Genomic DNA, 23319 nt, shown 5'->3' on the forward strand with positions numbered 1-23319 from the left:
TGGGCGGGCACGGACCGCGCGGGCCCCGGGCGCCGGCGCCGGCCGGCACCCGGGGCCTCGCGTGACCTACTGGCCGATCTGGTTCTCCAGGTCGGCCTGCGCCTGGTCGAGAGCCTGCTGCGGCTCCACACCGTTCTCGAAGATCTCGGTCCAGGTGACGGTGGTGAACATGTTGTCGAGCGCCGGCAGGTTCGGGTTGGTGAACGCCTCGAAGTGGCCGATCTCGTCCGCGACCTCGTTGAGCGTGTCGAAGAGGTTCGTCCGGAAGTACTGGTTGAACTTGTTGTCCGGGTTCTTCGTGACCTCCTCGTCCTCCCACACCGCCATGTTGACGGGGTCGAAGCCGAGGACCTCCCAGACCGCGACGTTCGCCTCGGGCGAGAGCTTGGCGAAGGCCAGCCACTCCGCCGCGAAGTCGGCGTTGTCGGAGGACTCGACGACCGCCGTCCCGGTACCGCCACCGCCGATGGTCGCGACGTCGCCGTCCTCGAGCACGGGGGCGGGGGCGATCGCGACGTCTCCGGCGAGGTCAGGCATGTAGTCGACGAAGCGCGAGGTGTACCAGGCGGGGTAGACGATCGCCGCGTAGTCACCGCGGTTGATGGCGCCGAACGCCTCCTCCGAGTCCGGGCTCCCACCGGGGATGGTGGAGATCGCGCCCGCCTCGAGCATGGCCTGCTCGAGCTCGAGGGCCTCGACGACCTCCGGGCTGTTGACCGCGACGTTGCCGTCCTCGTCGAAGAAGTTGCCCCCGTGCTGGGCGACGATCAGCGGCTCGACCATGTTCACGCCCGTGCTCGCCACACCGAACGCCTTGCCGGTGGCCTGGTTGTACTGCGCACCGGCGGCCTGGAAGTCGTCCCACGTCTCGATGGTCGTGTAGTCGATCCCGGCCGCCTCGAGCAGGGCGGCGTTGTAGAAGGCGACGAAGGCGCCGACGTGCATGGGGAACCCGTACTGGCCTCCCCGCGGTTGTACAGGTCCATCCGCGCCTGGACGATGTCGTCGGCGTACGGCTCGGCGGCCTCGCTGAGGTCCATGAGCGGCGTCCGGCCGTCCTCGGTGACGAAGTTGGAGAACTTGCTGACCTCGATGTCGACGACGTCCGGAAGCCCGGACCCCGAGTTGGCGGCGAGCTGCAGCTTGTTGTGCATGTCGTCGTACGGGTACACCGTGACGGCGAGCTCCACCGGACGGTCCGGGTTCTGCTCGTTCCACTCCTCGGCCATCTGCTCGTAGTAGGTGGCGTGCAGCTCCGCGAACACCCACATGTCGAGTGCGACCGCCTCGCCGTCGGCGGCACCGCCGCCCTCGGCGGGGGCTGCGTCGTCCCCGGTGTCGCCGCTGCACGCGGAGAGCATGAGCAGGCCAGCGACGCCGGCGGCGGCCAGCGAGGTGAACTTCCGTGATCCAGCCATGATGTGCCTTTCGTTGCTCTTGCGGTGGTCGGTCGGGCCTGGTCGGTCAGCCCTTGAGTGCCCCGGCCGTCATGCCGGCGATGAAGAACCTCTGGAAGAGGAAGAACAGGACCAGGACGGGCAGCAGGGAGAAGAAGGAGCCGATGATCAGCAGCTCGTAGTTGTTGCCGTACGGGGTGAGCAGCGTGTTGAGGCCGATCGGCAGCGTGAACTTCTCGGCCGACCGCAGCACGAGCAGCGGCCACAGGAAGTTGTTCCAGATGACCATCCCGTTGAGGATCGCCATGGCGGCGAGCGCCGGCTTCGCGATGGGCAGGACGATCCGGAAGAAGATGCCGAACTCGGTGACGCCGTCGACCCGCCCGGCCTCGAGCAGCTCCTTGGGGATGCCCAGGAAGTACTGCCGGAAGAAGAAGATGGTCACCGACGCCGCGAGGAACGGGAACACGATGACGGAGTAGTTGTCCGCGAGCCCGAAGTCGTTCACCAGGACGAACAGCGGGAGCATCATGATCTCGAAGGGCACCGTCATGAGGAGCAGGACGGAGATGAACCAGGCGTTCTTGCCCTTGAAGTCGTACATCGCGAACCCGTAGGCGACGAACGAGCTGACCAGCAGCGTCCCGGCCACCTGCACCGCGGTCAGCACCACCGAGTTCACGAACCACCGGAAGTACAGGCCGGAGTCGGTGAACAGCATCACGTAGTTGTCGAGCGACAGGTCGCTGAGCTCGATGTCCCACGTGAGCCCGTTGCGGATGATCTGGTTGCCGTCCTGGAACGTCCCCACGAAGATCGCGGCCAGCGGGACGAGCACGAGGAGCGCGATGACGACGAGGAAGCCGGTCTGCACCGCCGCGAAAAGGCCCCGGGGCAGGGTGTGCTTCGTCCGGACGGGACGTCGCGGGGTCGGCGGCGGGCCCGACGTCGTCGGGACCGGGGTGACCGCGGTGGTCAGCGGGCTCGGCGTGCTCATCGCTCCTCCTTCTTGAACGTCCCGGTGAGCGTGAGGTAGGTCAGGTTGATCGTCATGATCACCACGAGCAGGACGACGCCGACCGCGGAGGCGAACCCGAGGTCGTTCTCCTCGATGCCCCGGCGGTACAGGTAGCCGACGACGGTCAGCCCCTGGTTGTTGGGCGAGTTGTTGCCGGCGTAGAGCATGAAGCTCTCGAGGAACATCGCCAGTCCGCCGTAGATGCTGATGGTCGTGACGTACACGAGGGTCGGCTTGAGGTTCGGCAGGGTGATGCTGAAGAACTGCCGCACGCGGCCCGCCCCGTCGATGGACGCGGCCTCGTAGTACTCGTCGGGGATGGACTGCATCCCGGCGAGGAAGTAGAGGATGTTGACCCCGGTGTATCGCCACATCGCCAGGGCGAGCAACGCGATGAGGCCGCCCGTGTCGGTCCGCAGCCACCGGACCGGGTCGGCGCCGAGCAGCGAGATGAACTGGTTCATCAGACCGGTGCTGGTCTCGGAGAACATCAGCCGGAAGATGATGCCGGCAACCACGATGGACGTCAGCGCCGGGACGAACAGGGAGGCCTTGAAGAGGTTCTTGACCCGCTCGCTGCCGATCTTGGAGTTGATGATCGCGGCGAGCACGAGCGGGATGGGGATCAGCAGCAGGAGGGTGAGCACCATGTACCGCGCGCTGTTGTACAGGGCCTGCCAGAAGATCCGGTCGCGCCAGAGCCGCTCGTAGTTGTCGGTGCCCACGAAGGCCGCCTCGCCGAACAGCACCTCCTGCGTGCTCATGATGAACGTCCGCACCAGCGGGAACGCCCAGAACGCCAGCAGCGTGATGACGAACGGCGCGATGAAGAAGTACGGCGCCAGGTGCTGGGAGTAGAGCAGGTCCTTGAGGGGGCGCCGCCCACGCCGCGCGCTCGGCGGCGACTCGACCCGTTGCGACAGTGCCACTGCGGTTCTCCTGCTCTCGGTGTCTCGACGGTCACGCACGCCGCTCGGCGGCCATGTGCGGCTGCGCGCACGGCATCGCCGCGCCGACGGGGCCACGGCGGTGTGCCCACAGCGGTGACATGACGTCGCCAATGACGTTATACATCTGTGACCTGCGATATTACGACGTTGTAACTGCTGCGCCAGTGTTGCCGGGCGACCCGCGACGTGTCAAGAACACGCCCGGGCGAGCCGCAGCGGACCCTCGCCGCGGACCGGCCGGTCGCCGAGGGGAGCGCCGATGTACCATCTGCCCTGCGCCCGCCCACCGGAGCCGGGGAACCGTGCACCTGCGCCGGGCCCCGGAGGACGTCGGCGCGACCCCGAGAATCGATCCTTCGCCCCGGTGCGCTCCGCGTGGGCGCCGACGGCGTGACAACAGCGCGGAGCCGCCGTCGTGAGTGTGACCATGCGCGATGTCGCGCTCCTGGCGCGTGTGTCGAACAAGACCGTGTCCAACGTGGTGAACGACCACCCGCACGTGCGCCCGGACACCCGGGCACGCGTCCAGCAGGCCATCGCCGAGCTGGGCTACCGCCCGAACCTGTCGGCGCGGGGCCTGCGATCGGGACGGACCGGCGTCATCGGTCTCGCCGTGCCCGAGCTCCGTCAGCCCTACTTCGCCGAGCTGGCGGACGCGGTGATCGCGGTGGCCGAACGCCGCAACCTCAGCGTCATCGTCGGTCAGGCCGGCGCCGACCGCGACCACGAGATGGCCGTGCTCGCCAACGGCTTGCGGCAGACGGACGGGCTCCTGTTCAGCCCCGAGCGACTCGGGACCGAGGACCGGGGGCTGCTGGACGACGTGACGTACCCGCTCGTCCTGCTCGGTGAGCGCATCTTCGGGGGGCCGACCGACCACGTCACGATGCACAACGTCGAGGGAGCGCGGGCCGCCGTCGAGCACCTGCTCGCGCTGGGACGCCGCCGGATCGCCGTGGTCGGGGCCCACCCCGACCACCGGACCGGTCAGCTGCGACCCTCGGACCTGCGCGTGCAGGGCTACCGCGAGGCGCTCGCCGCGGCCGGCCTGCCCGAGGACCGCCGCCTCGAGCGCGCCGTCGCCCTGGCACCCGGAGAACGGCGCCGACGCGACGCGTGAGCTGCTGTCCTCCGGGGTCGGTTTCGACGCGATCCTCGCGCTGAACGACACCCTCGGGATCGGCGTCCTGCGTGCGCTCGGCGAGGCCGGCTGCCGCGTGCCGGACGACGTGGCGGTCATCGGCTTCGACAACATCGAGAACGGTCAGTTCACGCTGCCGTCGCTGTCCAGCGTGGACCCGGGCCGGGAGGAGATCGCCGAGACCGCCGTCGCGATGCTCCTCGAGCGCATCGAGTCCGGCACCCGCACGCCGCAGACCCCGCGGCTGCACAAGGCGGGCTTCCACATCGTCGCCCGCGAGTCCACCGGCGGCACCGGGGAGCGCGTGTGACGGTGCGGCGCCTCGCCCCGGTCCGCCTCGGCGGGGTCACGGGGGACGACCGGTCCATCCTCGCCCCCGCCTCCTGGGACCCCGACGACGACCAGCCCTTGCTGCGCAACGTCACCGTCCCGACCCTCACGCCCTACCTGCCCGACCCGGCCCGGGCCACCGGCACGGGCGTCGTCGTCCTCCCGGGCGGCGCCCTGCACTTCCTCGCGATCGAGAACGAGGGCACCGCAGTCGCGGAGCGCCTCGCGGACCAGGGCATCGCCGCCTTCGTCCTGCGGTACCGGCTCGCGCCCACGCCGGTCGCCGAGGACGCCTTCGCGGCCGTGGCGGAGCGCATCGCGACCGACCGCGACTACATCGCCGCGACCTCGCGGGATCACCGGGCCACCGTCGTCGCCGACGCCACGGCCGCGCTGCGCCTCGTGCGCGACCGCGCCGCCGAGTGGGCGGTCGATCCCGCACGGCTCGGCATGCTCGGGTTCTCCGCCGGCGCCTTCGTGTCGCTGGCGACCACGCTCGACGCGGCGGCGTCCGAGCGGCCGTCGTTCGTGGCCCCCGTCTACCCGGCGTGGTGGGGGACATCCCGGTGCCGCGACCGGCGCCCCCGATGTTCCTCGCGTGGGCCAGCGACGACGAGTTCGGTGCGACGGTCGTCGAGGCGTGCACGCACATCCTGGGGGCGTGGTCCCGGGCCGGCGCCTCGATCGAGGCGCACGCCTACGCGTCAGGCGGTCACGGCTTCGGGATCCGCGGACGCGGAACGCTCTCGGACCACTGGTTCGGCACGTTCCTGGGGTGGCTGGCCGCGTCCGGCTTCTGACCCTCCGTCGCCGGGGACGTCCCTGTGCCGTTCCGCGACGTCGCGGCGGAGACGGCCGCGTCGATGTGCGCCTCGATCGCCCGCTCCGCGCGGCGCCGTCGACGGCGGCGCACGACCAGGAGCGCCGCGGCCAGCAGGAGCACCACCACCTGCGCCCACGGCACGGCCCACAGCCCGACCACGGACCGCCCCGGGGCGACGTCGGGCAACGGGGGTCCTCACCGACGGCGGTGGCGTCCACCGTGACCTCCGCACGGGCGCGGACCAGACCCCACACCGGGACCTCGGTCCGGGCGGTGACCCGCTGGCCCGGCAGGAGCTCGCGCCGGCCCTCCGCCGTCTCGGACGCCAGGGCGCCGAAGGGGCCGGCGACCCGCACGAGCGTGTCGGTGCCGACCCGCACGTTGCCGGTGTTCTCCAGCGTGTAGGTCGTCACCACCGAGCCGGGGGCGAGGGGTTCGGCGAGGGCTGCCAGTCCGTGCGCACGTCGCGCGCGACCACGCCGGCCTCGATCTCGCCGGTGACCCGCAGGTGCACGCGCACCCCGACGCGCGTCGACACCTCCACCGGCAGGGCGCCGGCCGGCACGATCTCGGCGACCGCTCCGGCCGGGTGGTCACCGGGCGTGGCCTCCTGCGGGACCGCGATGGTCACGGGGACGACGACGGTGGTCTCCGGCTCGAGCGCGACGGTGAGGGAGCCGTCGGCGTCCCGCGACGCACCGGGCGCGTCCGCCACGGTCACCCACCGGCCGCCGTCGGTCGGCTCGCTACCGCGCGGGCGGATGTCGAACGCGCCGTCGTCCCCCACCACGCCGTCCCCGGCGTAGACGCGGAACGTCGCGGGGTCCGGGCCGAAGTTCGTCACGGCCACGTGGTCGGTGACCGTCTCCCCCGGGTCGACCGCGTGGCGGATCGAGGTCCGGCTGTCCGGGCCGTCGGCACCGGCGGGACCGATCGTCCACGTCGTGCGCCGGTCCGCGGCCGGGTCCTCGACCGACGCCGCCGGCACCGTGCCGGCCGCGCTCCCCACGGCGCCGGCGCCGGACGGGAGGACCGTGAGCACGGCGGCGGTCGCCACGGCGAGGACGGCGGTGCGCGAGCGGGTCATGCCTGTCTCCTTCAGGGGAGCGGACGAGCTGTGGTGCGGCCGCACCCGGCGGCCGCACCACAGCTCGTCATGGATGCCGGTCGACGGGTGTCAGTCGACCGGGAAGAGCGACACCGTGACGGCACCGGTGTAGGTGCCGGGATCGGTGTCGACCGGGACCTCGAGCTGCAGCCCGGCCTTCGCGGTGACCGAGCCGTGGCGTCCGTCGCCCTCCGCCTCGACCAGCCGCTGCGGGGTCGACAGCCCCGTGCCCCCGCTCATGATGGTCGGCACGGGCGCACCCACGCGGACCCCGTCACGCGGCTCGACCAGCATCGGGGTCCACCCGACGTGGTGGGCCTCGATCGTGCGGCCCGCTGCGACGAGCGCCGAGGACTGCCCGGAGACCGCCCAGCCCGAGTCGCCCGCCTGCTGGTCGGTGCGCGAGTCCGTCACCGTGATGGTCGGGAGCTCACCCCCGGCCACGAGCCGGTCACCGGCGTTGCGCGCCTCACCGAGCGTGGCGCTGTCCCCGTACTCGGCGACGGTCATCGACAGGAAGCCCTCGGCGACCTCCGGGACGGTGACGTCGATGGCGATCTCCTCGGAGTCGTGCGCCGTCGCGTCCCGGAACAGGCGCGGGGCGAAGTCGGCGAGCGCGTACTGCCAGGTGTCCCACCCGTGCGGACCCTCGTACCACCCTTCGAACTCGTACCGCACGCCGAGGCGGTCGAAGGTCGCCATCGTGTTGACGACGCCGGCGTAGGTGAAGTCGGTGACGTTGCCGTTGTACAGGCGAAGCAGCGTCGTGCCCTCGTTGATGGCGTCGACGTCCAGCGCCGAGCCGTCCCCGCCCAGGCCGCCCGAGAAGGCACCGATGTAGGCGAAGTCGCCCGGACGCTGGGTCAGGACCCCCATCGTCTGCCCGGCTCCCCGGGACAGACCGGCGAGGGCGCGCCGGCTCGGGTCGTCGCTGACGTTGAACTGCGCCTCGGTGGCCGGGACGACGTTCTCGAGCAGCTCGGCGGTGTAGTCGGTGACGTTGCCGTCCGGCATGACCACGACCATCGGCTCGAGGTTCCCGTCACGCAGGTGGTTGTCGAGGATGTTCTTGGCCTGGCCCATCTCGCTCCAGTCGGTGTACCGCTGCCCACCGCCGTGCTGGAGGAAGAACACCGGGTACGGCTCGGCCCGGTCGGCGTCGTAGCCCGGCGGGGTCCACACCAGGGCGGTGCGCTCCTCGCCCGTGACCTCGCTGTGGTACTCCATCGGCTGGATCGTGCCGCCTTCGCCCTCGGGGACGGGAGCGACCAGACGGGCGCTCTCCCCCGGGACGAAGAACTGGCTCCACGTCGGCTCGGTGGTCACGCTCGTGGGGTTCCCGGTGTCCTTGGTCGACACCATGTCCACGATGAGGCGGTAGTGGTACCAGCCCGGCTCGAGCGGTCCGACCGTGCCGCGCCACCGGTCGCCCGCCTTGCCGAGCTCGACGCGCAGCCACAGGTTGCTCGGGCCCCAGTTCGCCCACACCGTGACGTGCTCGGCGTCGGCGAAGTCGGTGGTCGTCTCGAAGGTGACGTACCCGTCCTCGCTGACCCACGGCGTCGGGGTGGTGCCGGACGCCGGCGTCTCGAACGGTGCGTCGATCGCCGTGTGCCCGGGGCTCATGCCCGGGTACCGGCCGTCCTGGAAGAGCCGCTGGGCGAAGTCGACCAGGTTCTCCTGCCACGCGTCCCAGTTGTGGCCGGCGTCCGGGTTGGCGCCGTCGAACTGGTACTCGACCCCCGCCGCGTCCAGCTTCTGCATCGCGTGGTGGACGTCGTTGTACGCGATGTCCGTCGGGTTGCCGACGTACAGGCGCAGCAGCTCGGTGCCCTCGTTGATCTCGTCCGCGGGCAGGTCGTCGAGGTGGTTGAAGCGGCCGGCGCCGAAGGTGCCGACGTGGGAGAACGCGCCCGGCTCGGACACGAGGACGTCGAACGTCTGCCCCCCGCCCATGGAAAGCCCGGCGAGCGCGCGCTGGGCGGGGTCGCTGCTGACGTTGTACCGGCGCTCGGCGGCGCGGGCGATCCGGAAGAGCTCGTCGGTGAAGCTGGGCACGTTGCCGTTGCCCATGACGACGACCATCGGCTGGATCGCACCGTCCGCGTGGAGGTTGTCGAAGATCTGGGCCGCGCGTCCGACCTCGACCCAGTCGCGGTAGCTCTGGCCGCCGCCGTGCTGGAGGTAGAGCACCGGGTAGGGCTCGGCCCGCTCGGCGTCGAAGCCGGGCGGCGTCCACACCAGCGCCGAGCGCCGCTCCCCGCGACCGAGCTGTCGTAGGTGAGCTCCTCGACCGCACCGCGGGCACCCTCGGGTCCGTCGGCCAGCAGCTCGGCGCCCTCACCCGCGACGAGGAAGGTGCTCCACTCGGGCTCCGACGCGACGCTGGAGGGGTTCGTCGGGTCCTTGACGGTCAGGTGGTCGTCCGCGGTGACCTGGTAGTAGTAGAAGCCCGGCTCGAGCGGGCCCAGGATGCCGGTCGCCGTGTCACCCCGGATGGTGAGGCCGAACTCAGCCCAGTTGGCCGAGGGGCCGAAGTTCCCCTCGGCGACGATCTGGTTCACGTCCGCGCCGACGGCCGCCTCGACCTCGTCCACCGGGATGGTGAAGGTCGCGAAGCCGTCGTCGTCGACGACGAGCCACGGGGCGTCGGCCCGCGCCGGCGCGGACACCGCGACGGCTCCCGTCATCGCGATCGCGGCGCCCGTCACGAGCGCGAGCGCTCGTCGGCTCCGTCGGGCCGTTGGATGGTCCTGCTGCACAGCACTCACTCGGTGACTCCCTCTTCCTTGAGGTGCCCGCCACTGACCGACGACTCGATCGAGCGTCCTGTCCTGCATGACCGAAGGGGCGGTCCAGGGCGGCTGGGTGACGGTGCTTTCATCGATACAACGTCTCTACCTGCATCTTTACGACGTCGTACACCGTCACAGGCATCCTGGCCGTGATGACAGACGAGTGTCAAGGCCCGCCGGCACGGACGCGGGCGGGCGCACACCGCGGGGCACGCGGTGGCGAGCCCCGCCCGGATGGGAGGATCGCGCCATGGTGCGGATGGTCGACGTGGCGCGAACGGCGGGCGTGTCGACGATGACCGTGTCCAACGTGATCAACGGACGGCCGGGGGTCGCCGCGGACACCAGGATGCGGGTCCTGGCGGCCATCGACGAGCTCGGCTACCAGGTCAACGCCACCGCTCGGAGCCTGCGGACGGGCCGGACCGGCGCGATCGGCGTCGTCCTGCCGGAGCTCGACAGCCCCTACTACGCGCACCTGTCGAACCGGCTTTCCGCGGCCGCGCAGAGCTGTGGTCGACACCTGCTGGTGGAACGGACGGGCGGGACGCGCGAACGCGAGCTCGAGGCCATCTCCTTCGGCCACCTGCGCCGGTACGACGGGGTGATCGTCAACCTCGTCCGGCTCGACTCGACGGATCTGGCCAGGCTCCGGTTCGAGTCACCGGTCGTGTTCCTCGGGGAGAGCCCGGTGCCCAGCCGGTTCGACCACGTGATGATGGACAACGTCGGTGGCAGCCGGGACGCGACCAGGCATCTGCTGAGCACGTGCTCCCGACACGTCGTGATCGTCGGAGGCCGTCACGACGACACCGAGGACATGGCGTCCCTGCGCACCCGCGGCTACCGCCAGGCCCATGGTGACCTCGGCCTGCCCGTGGACGAAGGTCTCGTCGTCGAGGTCCGGACGTACGCGTGGGACGAGGGCTACCGCGCGGTGATGGACCTGCACGAGGCGGGCGTGGCGTTCGACGCCGTCTTCTGCGTCACCGACGCGCTCGCGATGGGCGCCCTGCGGGCGCTGGCGGACCTCGACCTGCACGTGCCGCGGGACGTCCAGGTGATCGGTTTCGACAACGGCGAGGAGGACGACTTCCTGATCCCCCGGCTGTCGTCGGTGGAGCCCGGGAACGACGCCATCGCGGAGCTGGTCCTCGACCTGCTCGAACGGCGCATCCGGACCGCCGGGACGGGCGACCTGCGCTCCCAGGCAACCACCACGGTCAACTCCCGGCTCGTCCTGCGGGAGAGCACCCGCTGAGCCCCGCTGACCCGAGCCGCCGCCCGTCGGCTCGGCGACGGCCCCGCTGAGCCCGCCGCCGACGCGCCGCTCGCTGCGGGCTCGCGGGGGCGGCGCACGGGACCGGGGCGACGCCGCCTGGTCGCGGTTCCGGGTGACGATCGTCGTCGTCGGTCGACATGCGCAGGTCAAGCCGAGACCAGTGAAGTTTCAACATGACGTCACAGCACGGTCAGTTAACGGTCCTGGGCGCCTGGTTGCGGGGCGGCGCCCGGCCGGGATAGGGGTGGAGATGGACGAGTGAGGCCGGTCGGCCCGTGGGCCGCTGGTCGCCCCACCGACCGAGGAGCGACATGACCCACCTCCGCCGTACCCGAGGCGCCCGGACCCTCGCCGTCGTCGCGGCGGGCGCGCTGGCCCTGGCCGGCTGCACTTCAGACGCGCCCGCCTCGCCCGCGTCGCCCGGCTCGCCGCCGGCGACGTCGTCCACGCAGTCCCCGTCCGACGGCCTCGGCGCGCAGCCGTTGGCTCCCGCCACCGAGACGTCGCTGCCGGTCCTCGACGCGGGCACCGACGACCCGTTCCCGGCGAACCTCGAGCCCGACTTCGGCCCCGTCGGCGAGGGCGCTGAGCTGAGCCCCACCGGCATGCGGTTCGGCGTCCATGACGGGTACGACCGCGTGGTGATCGACCTGAGCGGGTCCGGCAGCCCGGGGTGGACGGCCGAGTACACGGACACGCCCACCGCCGACGGCTCCGGCGAGAGGGTGGACCTGGCCGGCGACGCAGCGCTGGAGGTCCGGATCGACGGCGTCGTCCACCCCACCGAGGAGGGCGCCGAACCCTGGGAGGGCTCGCCGAACGTGGCGCCGCAGTCCGCCGGTGTGGTGGAGCACGTGGTGCGCGGGCCGCTGTTCGAGGGCACCCAGCAGATCTTCGTCGGACTGGGCTCGCGGGAACCCTTCCGGGCCTTCTCGTTGGAGGACCCGACCCGGGTCGTCATCGACGTCCACCACCCGAGCGTCACCGGTGGTGACGAGCCGGTGGCCGACCCGGACCCGTCCGGCGACCAGGCGCCCTTCCCGGCCGACCTGGAGCCGGACACGGCCGAGGCCACCGACGACGCCCGGCTGTCCCCGGTGGACCTGCGCTTCGGCGTCCACGACGGCTTCGACCGCATCGTGCTGGACGTCGCAGGCCCCGGCCTGCCCGGCTGGCTGGGCCGGTACGTGAGCGACCCGAGTCTGCCCGGCTCAGGCTCCCCGGTCGAGCTGGCCGGCGAGGCTGCGCTGCAGGTCCACGTCCGGGGCGTGGTCTACCCCACCGCGGACGGCGCACCGGAGTACCGGGGACCGCAGCGCTTCCGTCCCGGCTCGGGCCGGGTCGTGGAGGAGGTCGTCTACGGGGCCGTCTACGAGGGCCAGGCCGAGCTCTACGTCGGCCTGTCGTCGCCGGAGCCCTTCCGGGTCTTCCGGCTGGAGGACCCCACCCGCGTGGTCATCGACGTCCTCCACCCGGACATCACCGGCGACGACCCGGGCGAGGAGGAGGCGCCGTTCACGGCCGACCGGCTCCCCGACACCGCGCAGGTCACCGACGGCGCTCGGCTGAGCCCGGTGGACCTCCGGTTCGCGGTGCACGAGGGCTTCGACCGCGTCGTGCTGGACCTCGAGGGGCAGGGCCTGCCGGGGTGGCGCGGGGAGTACGTCGACAACCCGACCCAGCAGGCCGCCGGCGAGCCGGTCTACCTGCTGGGCGACGACTACCTGCTGATCCTCGTCCGTGGGGTCCGCTACCCGACCGAGCCGGGCGCCCAGCCCTTCGCAGGCCCCCGCACCATCACACCCACCGCAGCCGGCGTGGTGCGGGACGTCCGCTACGGCGCGATGGTCGAGGGCCAGCTGGAGATCTGGGTCGGCCTGTCCTCCGACCAGCCGTTCCGCGTGTTCCGCCTCGAGGACCCGACCCGGGTCGTCATCGACATGCAGCACCCCTGACCCGCCCGGACGGCCCCTCCGGGCACCCGCCCGACGCACGCCCGGCACGGACACACGAAAGGGCCACCCGGAGGTGGCCCTGACCTGCTGTTGCTCCCTCGACTGGACTCGAACCAGTAACCGTCCGATTAACAGTCGGATGCTCTGCCAATTGAGCTACGAGGGATCGGCGGGAGAAACGATAGCAGGACTACAGGGGCAGTCCTGCCGCCTCCCGCACACGCGCCTCGGCGGCGTCCACCACGCGGGCGACCGCCGGGTCGGCGAGGTCGACGCCGGCGTCCCCGATGACCTGGGTGAGCAGCCGGCCGTCCTCGCCGCGCCGCAGCGCGACCCGCAGCCGACGTCCGTCGGGGACCACGACCGGCTCGCTGTGCACCACCGAGGACTGCACGCGCTCGCGCAGCACCTCCGGCAGCCCGCGCGGGTCGTCGTGCGCGAGGTGCAGGTGGTCGGTCGGTCCCTCGACCCAGAACACCGACAGCGTCGAGGTCCCGGGGTCCACCGACGCGCGGTCGACGTCGGACCAGGGACGGCGCCGCACCGGCGCGCCGTCGCGGGCGACGTGCAGCGCACGGTGGGTGGCGACCGCCCAGCCGTCGACGAGCTCGGCGGACGCCATCACCCGGTCGCCGGCGGGTACGTCCAGCCGGGCGCGGACGTCGGACGGCAGCGCAGGACGGCGGCGGAACAGCGACATGGTCTCCACGGTAGCCGCGGACCGGCGAAGCCCCTGACCGCGGAGCCGCGGGCCGCGACCGGACGGACGCCGGCGCGGGTGGCCTCGACGGGCACGGCACCGTGTGCTCGGATCGGAGCATGACGCACACCTCCCCCGCCCCGGACCAGCCGACCGCCTCCGACGATGCGCCCCCGGTCGCGATCGGCGCGTGGTCCACGCTCGGCACACCGGCCGCCGCGTCGGTCATGGCCGGGCTAGGCGCCGACTGGCTGCTCCTCGACGCGCAGCACGGCCTCTACGACGACCGGAGCGTGGTGGACTCGCTCGGCGTCCTGGCCGGCACCGCCCAGCCCGGGCGCACCTCGCCCGTGCTCGTCCGGGTCCCGACCTTGGACGCCGCCTGGATCGGTCGGGCGCTCGACGCCGGGGCGTCCGGGGTGCTGGTGCCCCTCGTCGACGACGAGCACGAGGCCGCGGCCGCCGCCCGGGCCTGCCGCTACCCGCCGGTCGGCGGGCGGAGCCGGGGATCGTGGGCCGCCGTCTGGGGTGCCGCCGTCCCCGAGCCCGAGCAGGCGAACCGGGACGTGATGTGCGCGGTCATGGTGGAGACGCCGACGGCGCTCGAGCGGGTCGAGGCGATCGCGCGCACGCCGGGCGTCGACATGGTGTTCGTCGGCCCGTTCGACCTCACGCTGGCCCTGGGGACCGACCATGCGAGCCTGCTCGCGGACCGCTCGCCCGACGGGCCGTTGGCGCGCGTCGTCCGGGCGTGCCGGGACGCGGGCGTCCGCGCCGGTGCCTACGCCGGTGACCTCGAGTCGGCCCGGACGCTGCGCGCGCACGGGTTCGGCTGGATCGCCACGGTCACCGACGCCGGCCTGCTCGCCTCCGCCGGCGCGGACCTCGTGCGGGACGCACGCGGCGACGGGTAGGTCGGTCCCGGCCCGCCGGGCCCGATTCCCCTGACCCGCCGGGCCGGACGGCGCCCGACCGCCGGGCGGCGCGGTCAGCCCTGGCCGCGCAGGGCGCGGCGTCGGCCCTCGAGCGCGATGAGCTCGGCGAACGCCGCCTCGTACGCCTCGGGCTCGCGGGCCGGGTCCATCCGCTGCAGCCGGCCGCGCGCGGCGGCGATCTCCCGGGTCACGCCCATGTCGATGAGCGCGCCGACCACACCGCGCACGTAGGTCTCCACCGCGGCCGGACGGTCCTCCGGCAGCGGCATCACCGCGAGCTCGGTGACGAGCGGCAGCACCGCCGCGCCCGCCTCCTCGCTGACCCGCTCGACCCAGGCGGCCGCAGCCGTCGGGCCGGCTGCGACCTCGCGCGCCGCGGCCATGCCGCCCGCCGCACGGATCGCCTCGTGGACGGCGCGGAACGCCGGGACCGCGAACGCGTCGGCGGCCAGGGAGTCGAAGTCCTCCGGGACGAGCAGGGGCTGCTGGAGCGCCACCTCGAGGGCCTGCCGCTCGAGGTTGGCGACGGGGTCGCGGCGGTCCGGTGCCGGCAGCGAGGACTCCGCGGGCGGAGGCGCGCCGGGGCGGCGTCCGTCGTCGGACCGGCCACCGGTCGGGCGATGCCCGCCGGGCTGCCGGGCGCCGTCGTCGGGCCGACCGCGCCCGGGCGCCTGCCCGCCGCGGGACCGGTCCGTCGACGTGCGTCCGGCGGCGGCGACGGCGTCGCGCACCGAGCCGGCGTCCATGCCGAGCCAGCCCGCGAGCATGCGCGCGTACTCGGGGCGGAGCGCGGCGTCACGGATCCCGGCGACGATCGGCGCCGCCGCCCGCAGCGCACCGACGCGGCCCTCGGCGGTGTCGAGGTCGTGCGCGGCGAGCGTCGTGCGGATGACGAACTCGAAGAGCGGCTGGCGACCGGCGACCAGCGCCTGCACGGCGTCCGGGCCCTTGGCCTGCCGCAGGTCGCACGGGTCCATGCCGCTGGGCTCGACGGCGACGAACGTCTGCGCGGAGAACGACTGGTCCTCGCCGAACGCGCGCATCGCGGCCTTCTGCCCGGCCGCGTCGCCGTCGAAGGTGAAGATGATCTCCCCGCCGACCGACGTGCCGGACGCGAGCTGCACGCCGCCCGCGCCCGCGGAGTCCCCGAGCAGCCGCCGCACCACCCGCGCGTGCTCGGAGCCGAACGCGGTGCCGCAGGTCGCGACCGCCGTCGGGACACCGGACAGGTGCGCGGCCATGACGTCGGTGTACCCCTCGACGACGACGACCTGCCGCGCCTTCGCGATCTCCCGCTTGGCCAGGTCGAGGCCGTAGAGCACCTGCGACTTCTTGTAGAGCGCGGTCTCGGGGGTGTTGAGGTACTTGGGGCCCTGATCCTCGTCGAACAGCTTGCGCGCGCCGAAGCCGACGACGTCGCCGGTCACCTCGCGGATGGGCCACACCAGCCGGCCGCGGAAGCGGTCGTAGATGCCGCGGCTCCCCTGGCTCATCAGCCCGGACGCGACCAGCTCGGCCTCGGTGAAGCCGCGTCCGCGCAGGTGGCGCAGCAGCGAGTCCCAGCCCTGCGGGGCGAACCCGACGCCGAAGTGCTCGGCGTGGGACCGGTCGAAGCCACGCTCGGCGAGGAAGCCACGTCCGGCCGCCGCCGCCGGCGTCGCGAGCTGCTCCGCGTAGAACTGGGCGGCGACGGCGTGCGCGTCGATGAGCCGGCGCCGCGTCCCGCCGTCGGGGCCGGTGCGCGGGCCGCCGCTGCCCTCCTCGTAGCGCAGCTGGATGCCGACCCGCCCGGCGAGGTACTCGACCGACTCGGCGAACGCGAGCCCGTCGATGCGCTGGACGAACGAGATGACGTCGCCGCCCTCGCCGCAGCCGAAGCAGTGCCAGCGCCCGACCTGCGGGCGGACGTGGAAGGACGGGGACCGCTCGTCGTGGAACGGGCACAGGCCCTTCATGGACCCGACACCCGCGGACTTCAGCGTGACGTGCTCACCGACGACGTCCTCGATCCGCGCACGCTCGCGGACCGCGTCCACGTCCTCCCGCCGGATCAGCCCTGCCACGCGCCCGATTCTAGGTGCCCCCACCCGTGCGCCCCGCCCGCCGCCCACCCGCCGGCGTCCCCCGCCGGGTCAGCACCGGCACGCTCGGCGGGCCGGTCAGTGGCGGGGCGGGTGGACGAGTCGTGCGTGCCAGGCTGCGGCGCTGACGTCGGTGAGCGAGGCGACCTGGTCCACGACGACGCGCAACCGGGCGGCGTCGTCGGCGGCCGCGGCCCAGTCGGCGGCGAACGGCGGCTCGAGCGCGACCGGCGCCCGCTCCGAGATGACCCGGACGAGGTCGACGAGGATCTCGCGCTGCCTGCCGTACACCGGCTCGTGCTCGCGGGGCGCCATGACGTAGGTGACGGCCAGCCCCTTGAGGACGAGGATCTCCGCGACCGTCTCCGGCGGCACGACGAGGGACGCGGCGTAGCGGGTGAGCGGCCCGTCGCCGTACCGCTCCCGCGTCGCGGCCTGCGCGGCGCCGGCGAACCGGCCGATGAGCTGGCTGGTCGCGTCCTTGAGGACGGCGAGCGCTCCGCGGGAGCCGTCGAAGGTGCGTCCCCACAGCCGCGCCTCGACGAGCCGATCCATCGCCGCGAGCAGCTCGTCGGCGCTCGCGGTGTACCCGTACCAGCCGTGCACGGACGCCACGACACGGGACCGCTCGTCGGGCCGGGTGAGCACCGCGAGGTCGAGGCGCCCGCCGACGACGGCGTCCTCGACGTCGTGCACCGAATAGGAGATGTCGTCGGCGAGGTCCATCACCTGTGCCTCGAGGCACTTCGCGCCGGGGGCGCCCCCGCGCGCAACCAGGTGAACACCTCGACGTCGTCGGCGTAGACGCCGAACTTGTTCGTGCCGCGCCCGCCGAGGTCGGCGGGGCCCTTGCCCGCGCCCCACGGGTACTTCACGGACGCGTCGAGGCTCGCTCGGGTGAGGTTAAGACCCACCGCCCGACCGGACGGGTCGACGACCTTGGGCTCGAGCCGGGTGAGCAGGCGCAGCGTCTGGGCGTTGCCCTCGAACCCGCCGATGTGCGCGCTGACCTCGGCGAGCGCGCGCTCGCCGTTGTGGCCGAACGGCGGGTGCCCGAGGTCGTGGGCGAGGCACGCCGTGTCGACGACGTCCGGGTCGCACCCGAGCGCCTTCCCGATCTCCCGGCCGACCTGCGCGACCTCGAGCGTGTGGGTGAGACGGGTCCGGACGAAGTCGTCGCTCGCCGGGCCGAGGACCTGCGTCTTGGCACCGAGCCGCCGCAGCGCCGAGGAGTGCACGAGGCGCGCGCGGTCGCGCTCGAACGGCGTCCGGGCGCGGGACTTCGGCTGCTCGGTGACCCAGCGCTCACGGTCGGCGTCGGTGTAGGCGTCGGTGTCTGTGAGGTCGGTGTCGGCGAGCTCGGCAGGGTCGTCGGCCGCGCTCGACAGGGTGGTCGACGGGGTGGGGGTCTCGCGCGGCACGGTGACGACCCTAACGACCGCGCGGCGGGCACCGCGTCCGCTGGTGCCCGCCGCCGGCGTCAGCCCGCCGTGCCCGTCCGCCATGCCGGTCCGTCCGGCCCGCCGCCGGCGTCAGCCCTTGACCGCCCCCGCCGTCAACCCACCGACGATGTACTTCTGCAGGAACAGGAACAGCGCGAGCACCGGGACCGCCGAGATCACCGCACCGGCCGCGAACAGGCCCCAGTTGGCCTCGAGCAGGGCCGAGACCCAGCCGTACAGCCCGACCGCGATCGTCCAGTTCGCCTCGGACTGCAGGATGACCCGCGCGATGAGGAACTCCCCGAAGCTGCTGATGAACGACAGCAGCCCCACGACGGCGAGGATCGGCGCGACGAGGCGCAGGATGATCGTCCAGTAGATCTGCGAGTGGGTGGCGCCGTCGATCTTGGCGGCCTCGTCGAGCTCGCGCGGCACGGTGTTGAAGAACCCGTACATGAGGAAGGTGTTCACGCCGAGCGCCCCGCCGAGGTAGACGCAGATGAGCGCGAGCTTGCTGTTGAGCCCGAGCGCCGGCACCACGTTCCCCAGGCCGAGCAGCAGCAGGAAGATCGCGACGAACGCGAGCATCTGCGGGAACATCTGGATGATCAGCAGCGAGGTCAGCGTCGCCCGGCGGCCGGTGAACCGGAACCGGGACATCGCGTAGGCCGCGGCGGCCCCCATGAGCACGGTGCCGATGCCCGTGACGGTCGCGATCACCAGCGTGTTGACCATCCAGGACCAGAACAGGGTGTCGCTGAGCGCCGCGTAGTTGGCGGTGCTGATCTCGGCGAAGAGCGCGTTGGAGCCGGTCAGCGTGCCCCCTTCGCTGAGCGACGCGGAGATGACGTAGACGATCGGGAAGCCGGCGTACACGACGGCGAGGAGCCCGACGACGTGCCGCCACCCGACCTCGGCGAACCAGCGGCGCCGGCTCATCCGGGCCCCGGACGTCGACGTCGTGCGCTGCGGGCGGGCCACGGGTGCTGCGGTGCGGGTCGACATGTCAGTTGATCTCCTCGAGCTGCCGGGTGCGGCGGAAGGCGATCGCGGAGATCGTCGCGACGATGAGGAAGATGACGATCGACAGCGCGCTGGCCAGGCCGTAGTTCTTCTCGGCCGTGCCGTCGACGCCGGCGATCGAGTACACCATCGTGATGAGGATGTCCGTGTGCCCCAGCGGCACCGAGGCGTCCGCGAACCGCGGGCCACCGCCGGTGAGCATGTAGATGAGGTTGAAGTTGTTGAAGTTGAAGGCGAACGAGGAGATGAGCAGCGGCGCGGTCGCGACGAGCAGCAGCGGCATCGTGATCGACCGCCAGGTGCGCAACCGGCCCGCGCCGTCGATCTTCGCGGCCTCGTTGACGTCCTGCGGGATCGACTGCAGCGCCCCCGTGCAGATGAGGAACATGTACGGGAACCCGAGCCACAGGTTGACGCCGAGCAGCGACAGCTTCGCCAGCCACGGGTCCGTGAGCCACGGGATCTCGGCCCCGCCGAGCAGCACGTCGTTGATGAAGCCGAACCGGCGGTTGAGCAGGCCGGACCACAGCAGCGCGGTGAGGAACCCGGGGATCGCGTACGGGAGGATCATCAGCGCGCGGTAGAAGCGCCGCCCCCGCACCCGCTCGTCGTTGAAGACGATCGCCAGGAACAGGCCCAGCAGGAACGTGGTGACGACCGACAGCACCGCGAAGGCGATGGTCCACACGAGCACCTGGAGGAAGGGCGTCGCGTAGCGCGGGTCGCCGAAGGCGGTGGCGAAGTTCTCGAACCCGACGACGACGCGCCAGCCCACGTTGAGCGTCGAGCCGTCGGCGGCCCGGAACTGCCCCTCGTCGTTGGGCGTGTAGACGGTCCCGGAGTCGAGGTCGGTCATCGTGTCCGCGGCCTCGTCGTACTCCAGGCTCGACAGGTACACGAACCCGGTCCGGGCGTCCTGGGTGCGGATCGACCCGTCCTCCGGGTCGTCCGAGACGGGCACCCGCAGCTCGGTGACCTCCGAGCCGCGCTCGAGCACCGCGGTCCGGGCGAGCACGCTGTAGCCCGGCACCTCGCTGATCACCCCGCCGTCGACGACGGCGTCGTCGGCCGTCTCCAGCGGGGCCTCCGCCCGGCCGACGCGGACGTCGCCGTCCTCGGTGAGGATCGCGAAGGCGAGCTCGTCCCCGGCGGCGAGCACCGTCAGCGGGTAGGCCGCGGACCCCTCCACCCGGCGCTCGTTCTGGATGAGCAGGGCCTCGATCGCGTCGCCCTTGGTGGAGTTGTGGCCGTCGCCGTAGTTCGTGAACGCGATGTACCCGGTGTAGAGGACGACGAAGATCTGGAACACGAGCAGGAACGACAGCCCGGGCAGCATGTACTTCAGCGGCAGCGCGCGGCGGCTGAAGTAGACCCCGTTGGCCACCACGAGCAGGGCGACCATCACCCACAGGATCCCGAAGGACTCCTCCGCCCAGGCGGCGAGCACCACCGAGACGCCGAAGGCGTCGACCAGGGCGATCAGGGCGAGCTTGACGAAGAACCCGCGCGAGAAGGTGCGCGCGTGGGAGGCGTCGGGTCGGCGTGCCGGCGAGCCGGACGGCTCGGCCGGGGCGGCGGTCGTCATCGACCGGGTGGAGCTCATCGGTACCTCCGTGCGGGCGGCCGGGTGGCCGGGCCCGCGTCGTCGCCGGTGCCGCCGCGGGCAGCGGGGGCTGCCGGGGGCGGTCGGGGTGCTGCCACGGGATGGTCAGGGGTGCCGCGTCACAGGGCGGCAGGGTGGCCGGTGGCCCGGCGTCGGGCGTGGAGCGGACCGGTGGACCGGTGGCGCTCCACGCCCGACGCGAGCGGGCGGCGAGCCGTCGTCAGGAGGCGTCGAGCGCGCCCTGGATGTCGGCGACCATCTTCTCCCAGGCGGCCACCGGCTCGAGGGAGCCGTTGACGATGCCGGCCTCGGTCACGCCCCAGAAGGCCCACACCGAGCCCATCTCGGGGATGGACGGCATCGGGACGGCGTCGGAGCCGACCTCGCGGAAGCCGGCAGTGATGGGGTCGGACGACGCGGCGTCGGCCGCGGCGATGAGGGCCGGGGGACGGTTGCCGGCCTCGAACAGGGCGAGCTGGGCGTCCTCGGTCGACATGAAGTTGACCAGGAAGTCGTTGGCGAGCAGCGCGTTGTCGCTCTGCGCGTTGACGTAGAACCCCTGGACACCGACGAACGGACGTGCCGCCTCCGGGCCCGGGGCCGGGATCGGGTCGACGGCGAGCTCGAGGCCCTCGAAGCTCTCGATCATCCACGGGCCGCCGATGATGTACGGCGACTGGCCCCCGGCGAACGCCTCGACGGCGATGTCGTACTCGATGGCGGTGTCGAGGGTGCCGGCGGCACCCTGCGCGGCGAGCCACTGCGCGAACGCGGTGCCGCCCTCGCCGCCCAGCGCGAGCTCGGGCGCGTACGAGCCGTCCTCGTTCTGGACGAACACCGGGGCACCGAAGGAGTTCTGCAGCGGGTACATCGTGTAGGGGTCACCCTCCTCACCCATCTGGATGAGGATCGGGTACGTGGTGCCGGCTGCCTGGCCCGCGGCCACGGCCTCGTCCCAGGTCGCGGGCGCCTCGGGCGCGAGCGCGGTGTTGCGGATGAGCGCGACGTTCTCCACCGCGTAGGGCAGGCCGTAGACCTGGCCGTCCTGCGTGAACGCCTCGATGGAGACGGGCTCGAACGCGTCGACCGTGTCGCCGAGCTCGATGGGGGCGACGACGCCGTTGGCGGTCATCTCGCCGAGCCAGTCGTGCGCGCCGACGGTGATGTCCGGGCCCTCGCCGGTGGGCACCTGGGCGAGGAAGTCGGCGCGGATGTCCTCGAAGTTCTTCAGGACGGTCTCGACCGTGGTGCCGGTCTCGTCCTCGAAGGCCGTGGCCGCCGACTCGACGGCCGCCTGCCGCGTCTCGTCGACCCAGATCGTCAGCGTGCCGCCGTCGCCCTCGGCCTCGGTCTCTGCCGCGGCGGAGGTCGGCTCCTCCTCCGACGGCGTCTCGGTGGAGCCCGAGCAGGCCCCGAGGGCCAGCGTCAACCCGAGGGCGGCCGTCAGTGTGATGCTCCGTCGCATCGTGCGTTCTCCCAGCATGTCGATCCTGCGGCCGGCCCCGGGGTGCCCCACGCCGACCCTGATGGCGGTGACCGTAACCGCGGTCGTGGCGCGCTTGCAAGCCGTTGCGGTAACTTTCAGGCATCGTTTCACCCGGGTGCAAGGATGCGTCCCGATCGTTCCACCGACGAGGAGGTCCGGTGTCACCCACAGCTCCGACGGCACGCACCCGGCTCGCCGACCTGGCCGAGCAGGCCGGCGTCAGCACCGCCACCGTCTCGCGCGTGCTCAACGGCAAGCACGGAGTCGCCGCCGAGACCCGGCAGGCCGTCCTGGCGGCGCTCGACGTGCTCGGCTACGAGCGACCGGAGAAGCTCAGGACCCGGTCCGCCGGCCTCGTGGGGCTCGTGGTCCCCGAGCTGACCAACCCGGTCTTCCCGACGTTCGCGCAGGCGGTCGAGTCCATGCTGTCGGCGCGGGGGTACACCCCGCTGCTGTGCACGCAGTCCCCCGGCGGCACGACCGAGGACGAGTACGTCGAGATGCTGCTCGAGCACCGCGTCGACGGGATCCTGTTCATGTCCGGGCTGCACGCGGACGTCACGGCGAGCCGGGAGCGCTACCACCGGCTGCGCACCCGCGGGATGCCGATCGTGCTGGTCAACGGCTACGCCGAGGGTGTCGACGCGCCCTTCGTGTCCACCGACGACGCCGCGGCGATCGGCCTCGCCGTCCGGCACCTCGTCTCGCTCGGGCACCGCCGCATCGGTCTGGCGGACGGTCCCGAGCGCTTCGTGCCGGCGCAGCGCAAGCTCGACGCCTTCGCGCGCGAGCTGTGCGAGCAGCTCGGCGTCGAGGACCCCGCACCGCACGTGGTCACCACCCTGTTCACGGTCGAGGGCGGTCAGGCCGCGGCGACGCAGCTCCTCGCCTCCGGGCACACCGCGATCGTCTGCGGGTCGGACCTCATGGCCCTCGGCGCGGTCCGGGCGGCGCGGGCGCGCGGCCTGCGGGTACCGGCCGACGTCTCGGTCATCGGGTTCGACGACTCCCCGCTCATGGTCTTCACCGACCCGCCGCTCACCACCGTCCGCCAGCCCGTGACCACCATGGGCGAGGCCGCGGTGAGCACGCTGGTCGCCGAGATCCACGGCACACCCGGGCCACGCACCGAGCTGCTCTTCCACCCCGAGCTCGTGGTCCGTGACTCGACGGGGGCGGCACCGGCCGTACCCTGAACGTTCTCCCCCGCCCGGCCCTCGGCCGCTGCGGGCGCGCACGCGCGGGCCAGG

Annotated in this window: 17 protein-coding genes, 1 tRNA gene and 3 pseudogenes; 8 read left to right on the forward strand and 13 right to left on the reverse strand. The window is 72.6% G+C overall.

Translation table 11 applies throughout. From position 1 onward, the window contains the following. Positions 1-66 precede the first annotated feature (66 nt). From REH70_RS12075 to REH70_RS12090, 4 genes and pseudogenes are all read right to left on the reverse strand, one after another. Positions 67-945 carry an extracellular solute-binding protein gene (locus REH70_RS12075; RefSeq protein WP_310747499.1) on the reverse strand — a complete coding sequence of 293 codons (879 nt, stop codon included), beginning with the start codon at positions 943-945 and terminating at the stop codon, positions 67-69. 92 nt (positions 946-1037) lie between these two features. Then, positions 1038-1418: pseudogene (locus REH70_RS12080) on the reverse strand (ABC transporter substrate-binding protein); the annotation flags it as partial. Positions 1419-1464: 46 nt separating this feature from the next. After that, on the reverse strand, positions 1465-2394 hold the full coding sequence (locus tag REH70_RS12085; RefSeq protein ID WP_310747501.1) for a carbohydrate ABC transporter permease: 930 nt from the start codon (positions 2392-2394) through the stop codon (positions 1465-1467). Then, a complete protein-coding gene (locus REH70_RS12090) occupies positions 2391-3344 on the reverse strand; it encodes a sugar ABC transporter permease (protein ID WP_310747502.1) in 954 nt (317 codons plus the stop codon). Before REH70_RS12090 ends, REH70_RS12085 begins: the two co-directional genes overlap by 4 nt. 436 nt (positions 3345-3780) lie before the next feature. Here REH70_RS12090 and REH70_RS12095 point away from each other — a divergent pair, with 436 nt between their 5' ends. The 4 genes and pseudogenes from REH70_RS12095 (at position 3781) to REH70_RS12105 (ending at position 5636) form a co-directional block, all read left to right on the forward strand. Next, positions 3781-4485 carry a LacI family DNA-binding transcriptional regulator gene (locus REH70_RS12095; protein ID WP_310747504.1) on the forward strand — a complete coding sequence of 235 codons (705 nt, stop codon included), beginning with the start codon at positions 3781-3783 and terminating at the stop codon, positions 4483-4485. A gap of 31 nt (positions 4486-4516) precedes the next feature. Continuing rightward, positions 4517-4816, forward strand: coding sequence for a substrate-binding domain-containing protein (locus tag REH70_RS12100; RefSeq protein WP_310754259.1), 300 nt, complete (start codon positions 4517-4519; stop codon positions 4814-4816). Between the two features lie 422 nt (positions 4817-5238). Further along, a pseudogene (locus REH70_RS20705) lies at positions 5239-5343 on the forward strand (hypothetical protein); the annotation flags it as partial. A gap of 59 nt (positions 5344-5402) precedes the next feature. Further along, entirely contained in the window at positions 5403-5636 is a 234-nt protein-coding gene (locus REH70_RS12105) for a hypothetical protein (RefSeq protein ID WP_310747505.1), read from the forward strand. A gap of 432 nt (positions 5637-6068) precedes the next feature. Here the strand turns inward: REH70_RS12105 and REH70_RS12110 are convergent, their stop codons facing one another. Then, positions 6069-6746 (reverse strand): hypothetical protein, encoded by a 678-nt coding sequence (locus REH70_RS12110; protein WP_310747506.1) that lies wholly within the window; start codon positions 6744-6746, stop codon positions 6069-6071. 90 nt (positions 6747-6836) lie between these two features. Next, on the reverse strand, positions 6837-9008 hold the full coding sequence (locus tag REH70_RS12115; RefSeq protein ID WP_310747508.1) for an alpha/beta hydrolase-fold protein: 2172 nt from the start codon (positions 9006-9008) through the stop codon (positions 6837-6839). Between the two features lie 804 nt (positions 9009-9812). Between REH70_RS12115 and REH70_RS12120 the strand changes: the two genes are divergently transcribed. Next, positions 9813-10823, forward strand: coding sequence for a LacI family DNA-binding transcriptional regulator (locus REH70_RS12120; protein WP_310747509.1), 1011 nt, complete (start codon positions 9813-9815; stop codon positions 10821-10823). 332 nt (positions 10824-11155) lie between these two features. Then, positions 11156-12799, forward strand: a complete 1644-nt coding sequence (locus tag REH70_RS12125) for a hypothetical protein (RefSeq protein WP_310747511.1) — start codon at positions 11156-11158, stop codon at positions 12797-12799. 93 nt (positions 12800-12892) lie between these two features. Here REH70_RS12125 and REH70_RS12130 read toward each other — a convergent pair. Both REH70_RS12130 and REH70_RS12135 read right to left on the reverse strand, forming a co-directional pair. Beyond that, positions 12893-12965: transfer RNA gene (locus REH70_RS12130), tRNA-Asn, on the reverse strand. A gap of 24 nt (positions 12966-12989) precedes the next feature. Continuing rightward, the gene (locus REH70_RS12135) at positions 12990-13499 is read right to left on the reverse strand and encodes a hypothetical protein (protein WP_310747512.1); all 510 of its coding nucleotides are present in this window, start codon (positions 13497-13499) and stop codon (positions 12990-12992) included. Between the two features lie 119 nt (positions 13500-13618). Between REH70_RS12135 and REH70_RS12140 the strand changes: the two genes are divergently transcribed. Then, positions 13619-14413 (forward strand): aldolase/citrate lyase family protein, encoded by a 795-nt coding sequence (locus REH70_RS12140; RefSeq protein WP_310747513.1) that lies wholly within the window; start codon positions 13619-13621, stop codon positions 14411-14413. A gap of 74 nt (positions 14414-14487) precedes the next feature. Here REH70_RS12140 and dnaG read toward each other — a convergent pair whose 3' ends face one another. From dnaG to REH70_RS12165, 5 genes and pseudogenes are all read right to left on the reverse strand, one after another. Beyond that, complete coding sequence (dnaG, locus tag REH70_RS12145) at positions 14488-16497, reverse strand: DNA primase (RefSeq protein ID WP_310747515.1); 2010 nt, start codon at positions 16495-16497, stop codon at positions 14488-14490. Between the two features lie 96 nt (positions 16498-16593). After that, positions 16594-17903, reverse strand: a pseudogene (locus tag REH70_RS12150) (deoxyguanosinetriphosphate triphosphohydrolase). A gap of 144 nt (positions 17904-18047) precedes the next feature. After that, positions 18048-18962 carry a sugar ABC transporter permease gene (locus REH70_RS12155; RefSeq protein WP_396134520.1) on the reverse strand — a complete coding sequence of 305 codons (915 nt, stop codon included), beginning with the start codon at positions 18960-18962 and terminating at the stop codon, positions 18048-18050. 1 nt (position 18963) lies between these two features. Then, positions 18964-20583 carry an ABC transporter permease subunit gene (locus REH70_RS12160; protein ID WP_396134521.1) on the reverse strand — a complete coding sequence of 540 codons (1620 nt, stop codon included), beginning with the start codon at positions 20581-20583 and terminating at the stop codon, positions 18964-18966. A gap of 220 nt (positions 20584-20803) precedes the next feature. Beyond that, positions 20804-22048, reverse strand: a complete 1245-nt coding sequence (locus REH70_RS12165) for an extracellular solute-binding protein (RefSeq protein ID WP_310754266.1) — start codon at positions 22046-22048, stop codon at positions 20804-20806. Positions 22049-22227: 179 nt separating this feature from the next. Between REH70_RS12165 and REH70_RS12170 the strand changes: the two genes are divergently transcribed. After that, positions 22228-23265, forward strand: coding sequence for a LacI family DNA-binding transcriptional regulator (locus REH70_RS12170; RefSeq protein WP_310747516.1), 1038 nt, complete (start codon positions 22228-22230; stop codon positions 23263-23265). Positions 23266-23319: the final 54 nt, after the last annotated feature.

It is taken from the genome of Cellulomonas sp. ATA003 (genome assembly GCF_031582905.1).
Classification (GTDB): Bacteria; Actinomycetota; Actinomycetes; order Actinomycetales; family Cellulomonadaceae; genus Pengzhenrongella.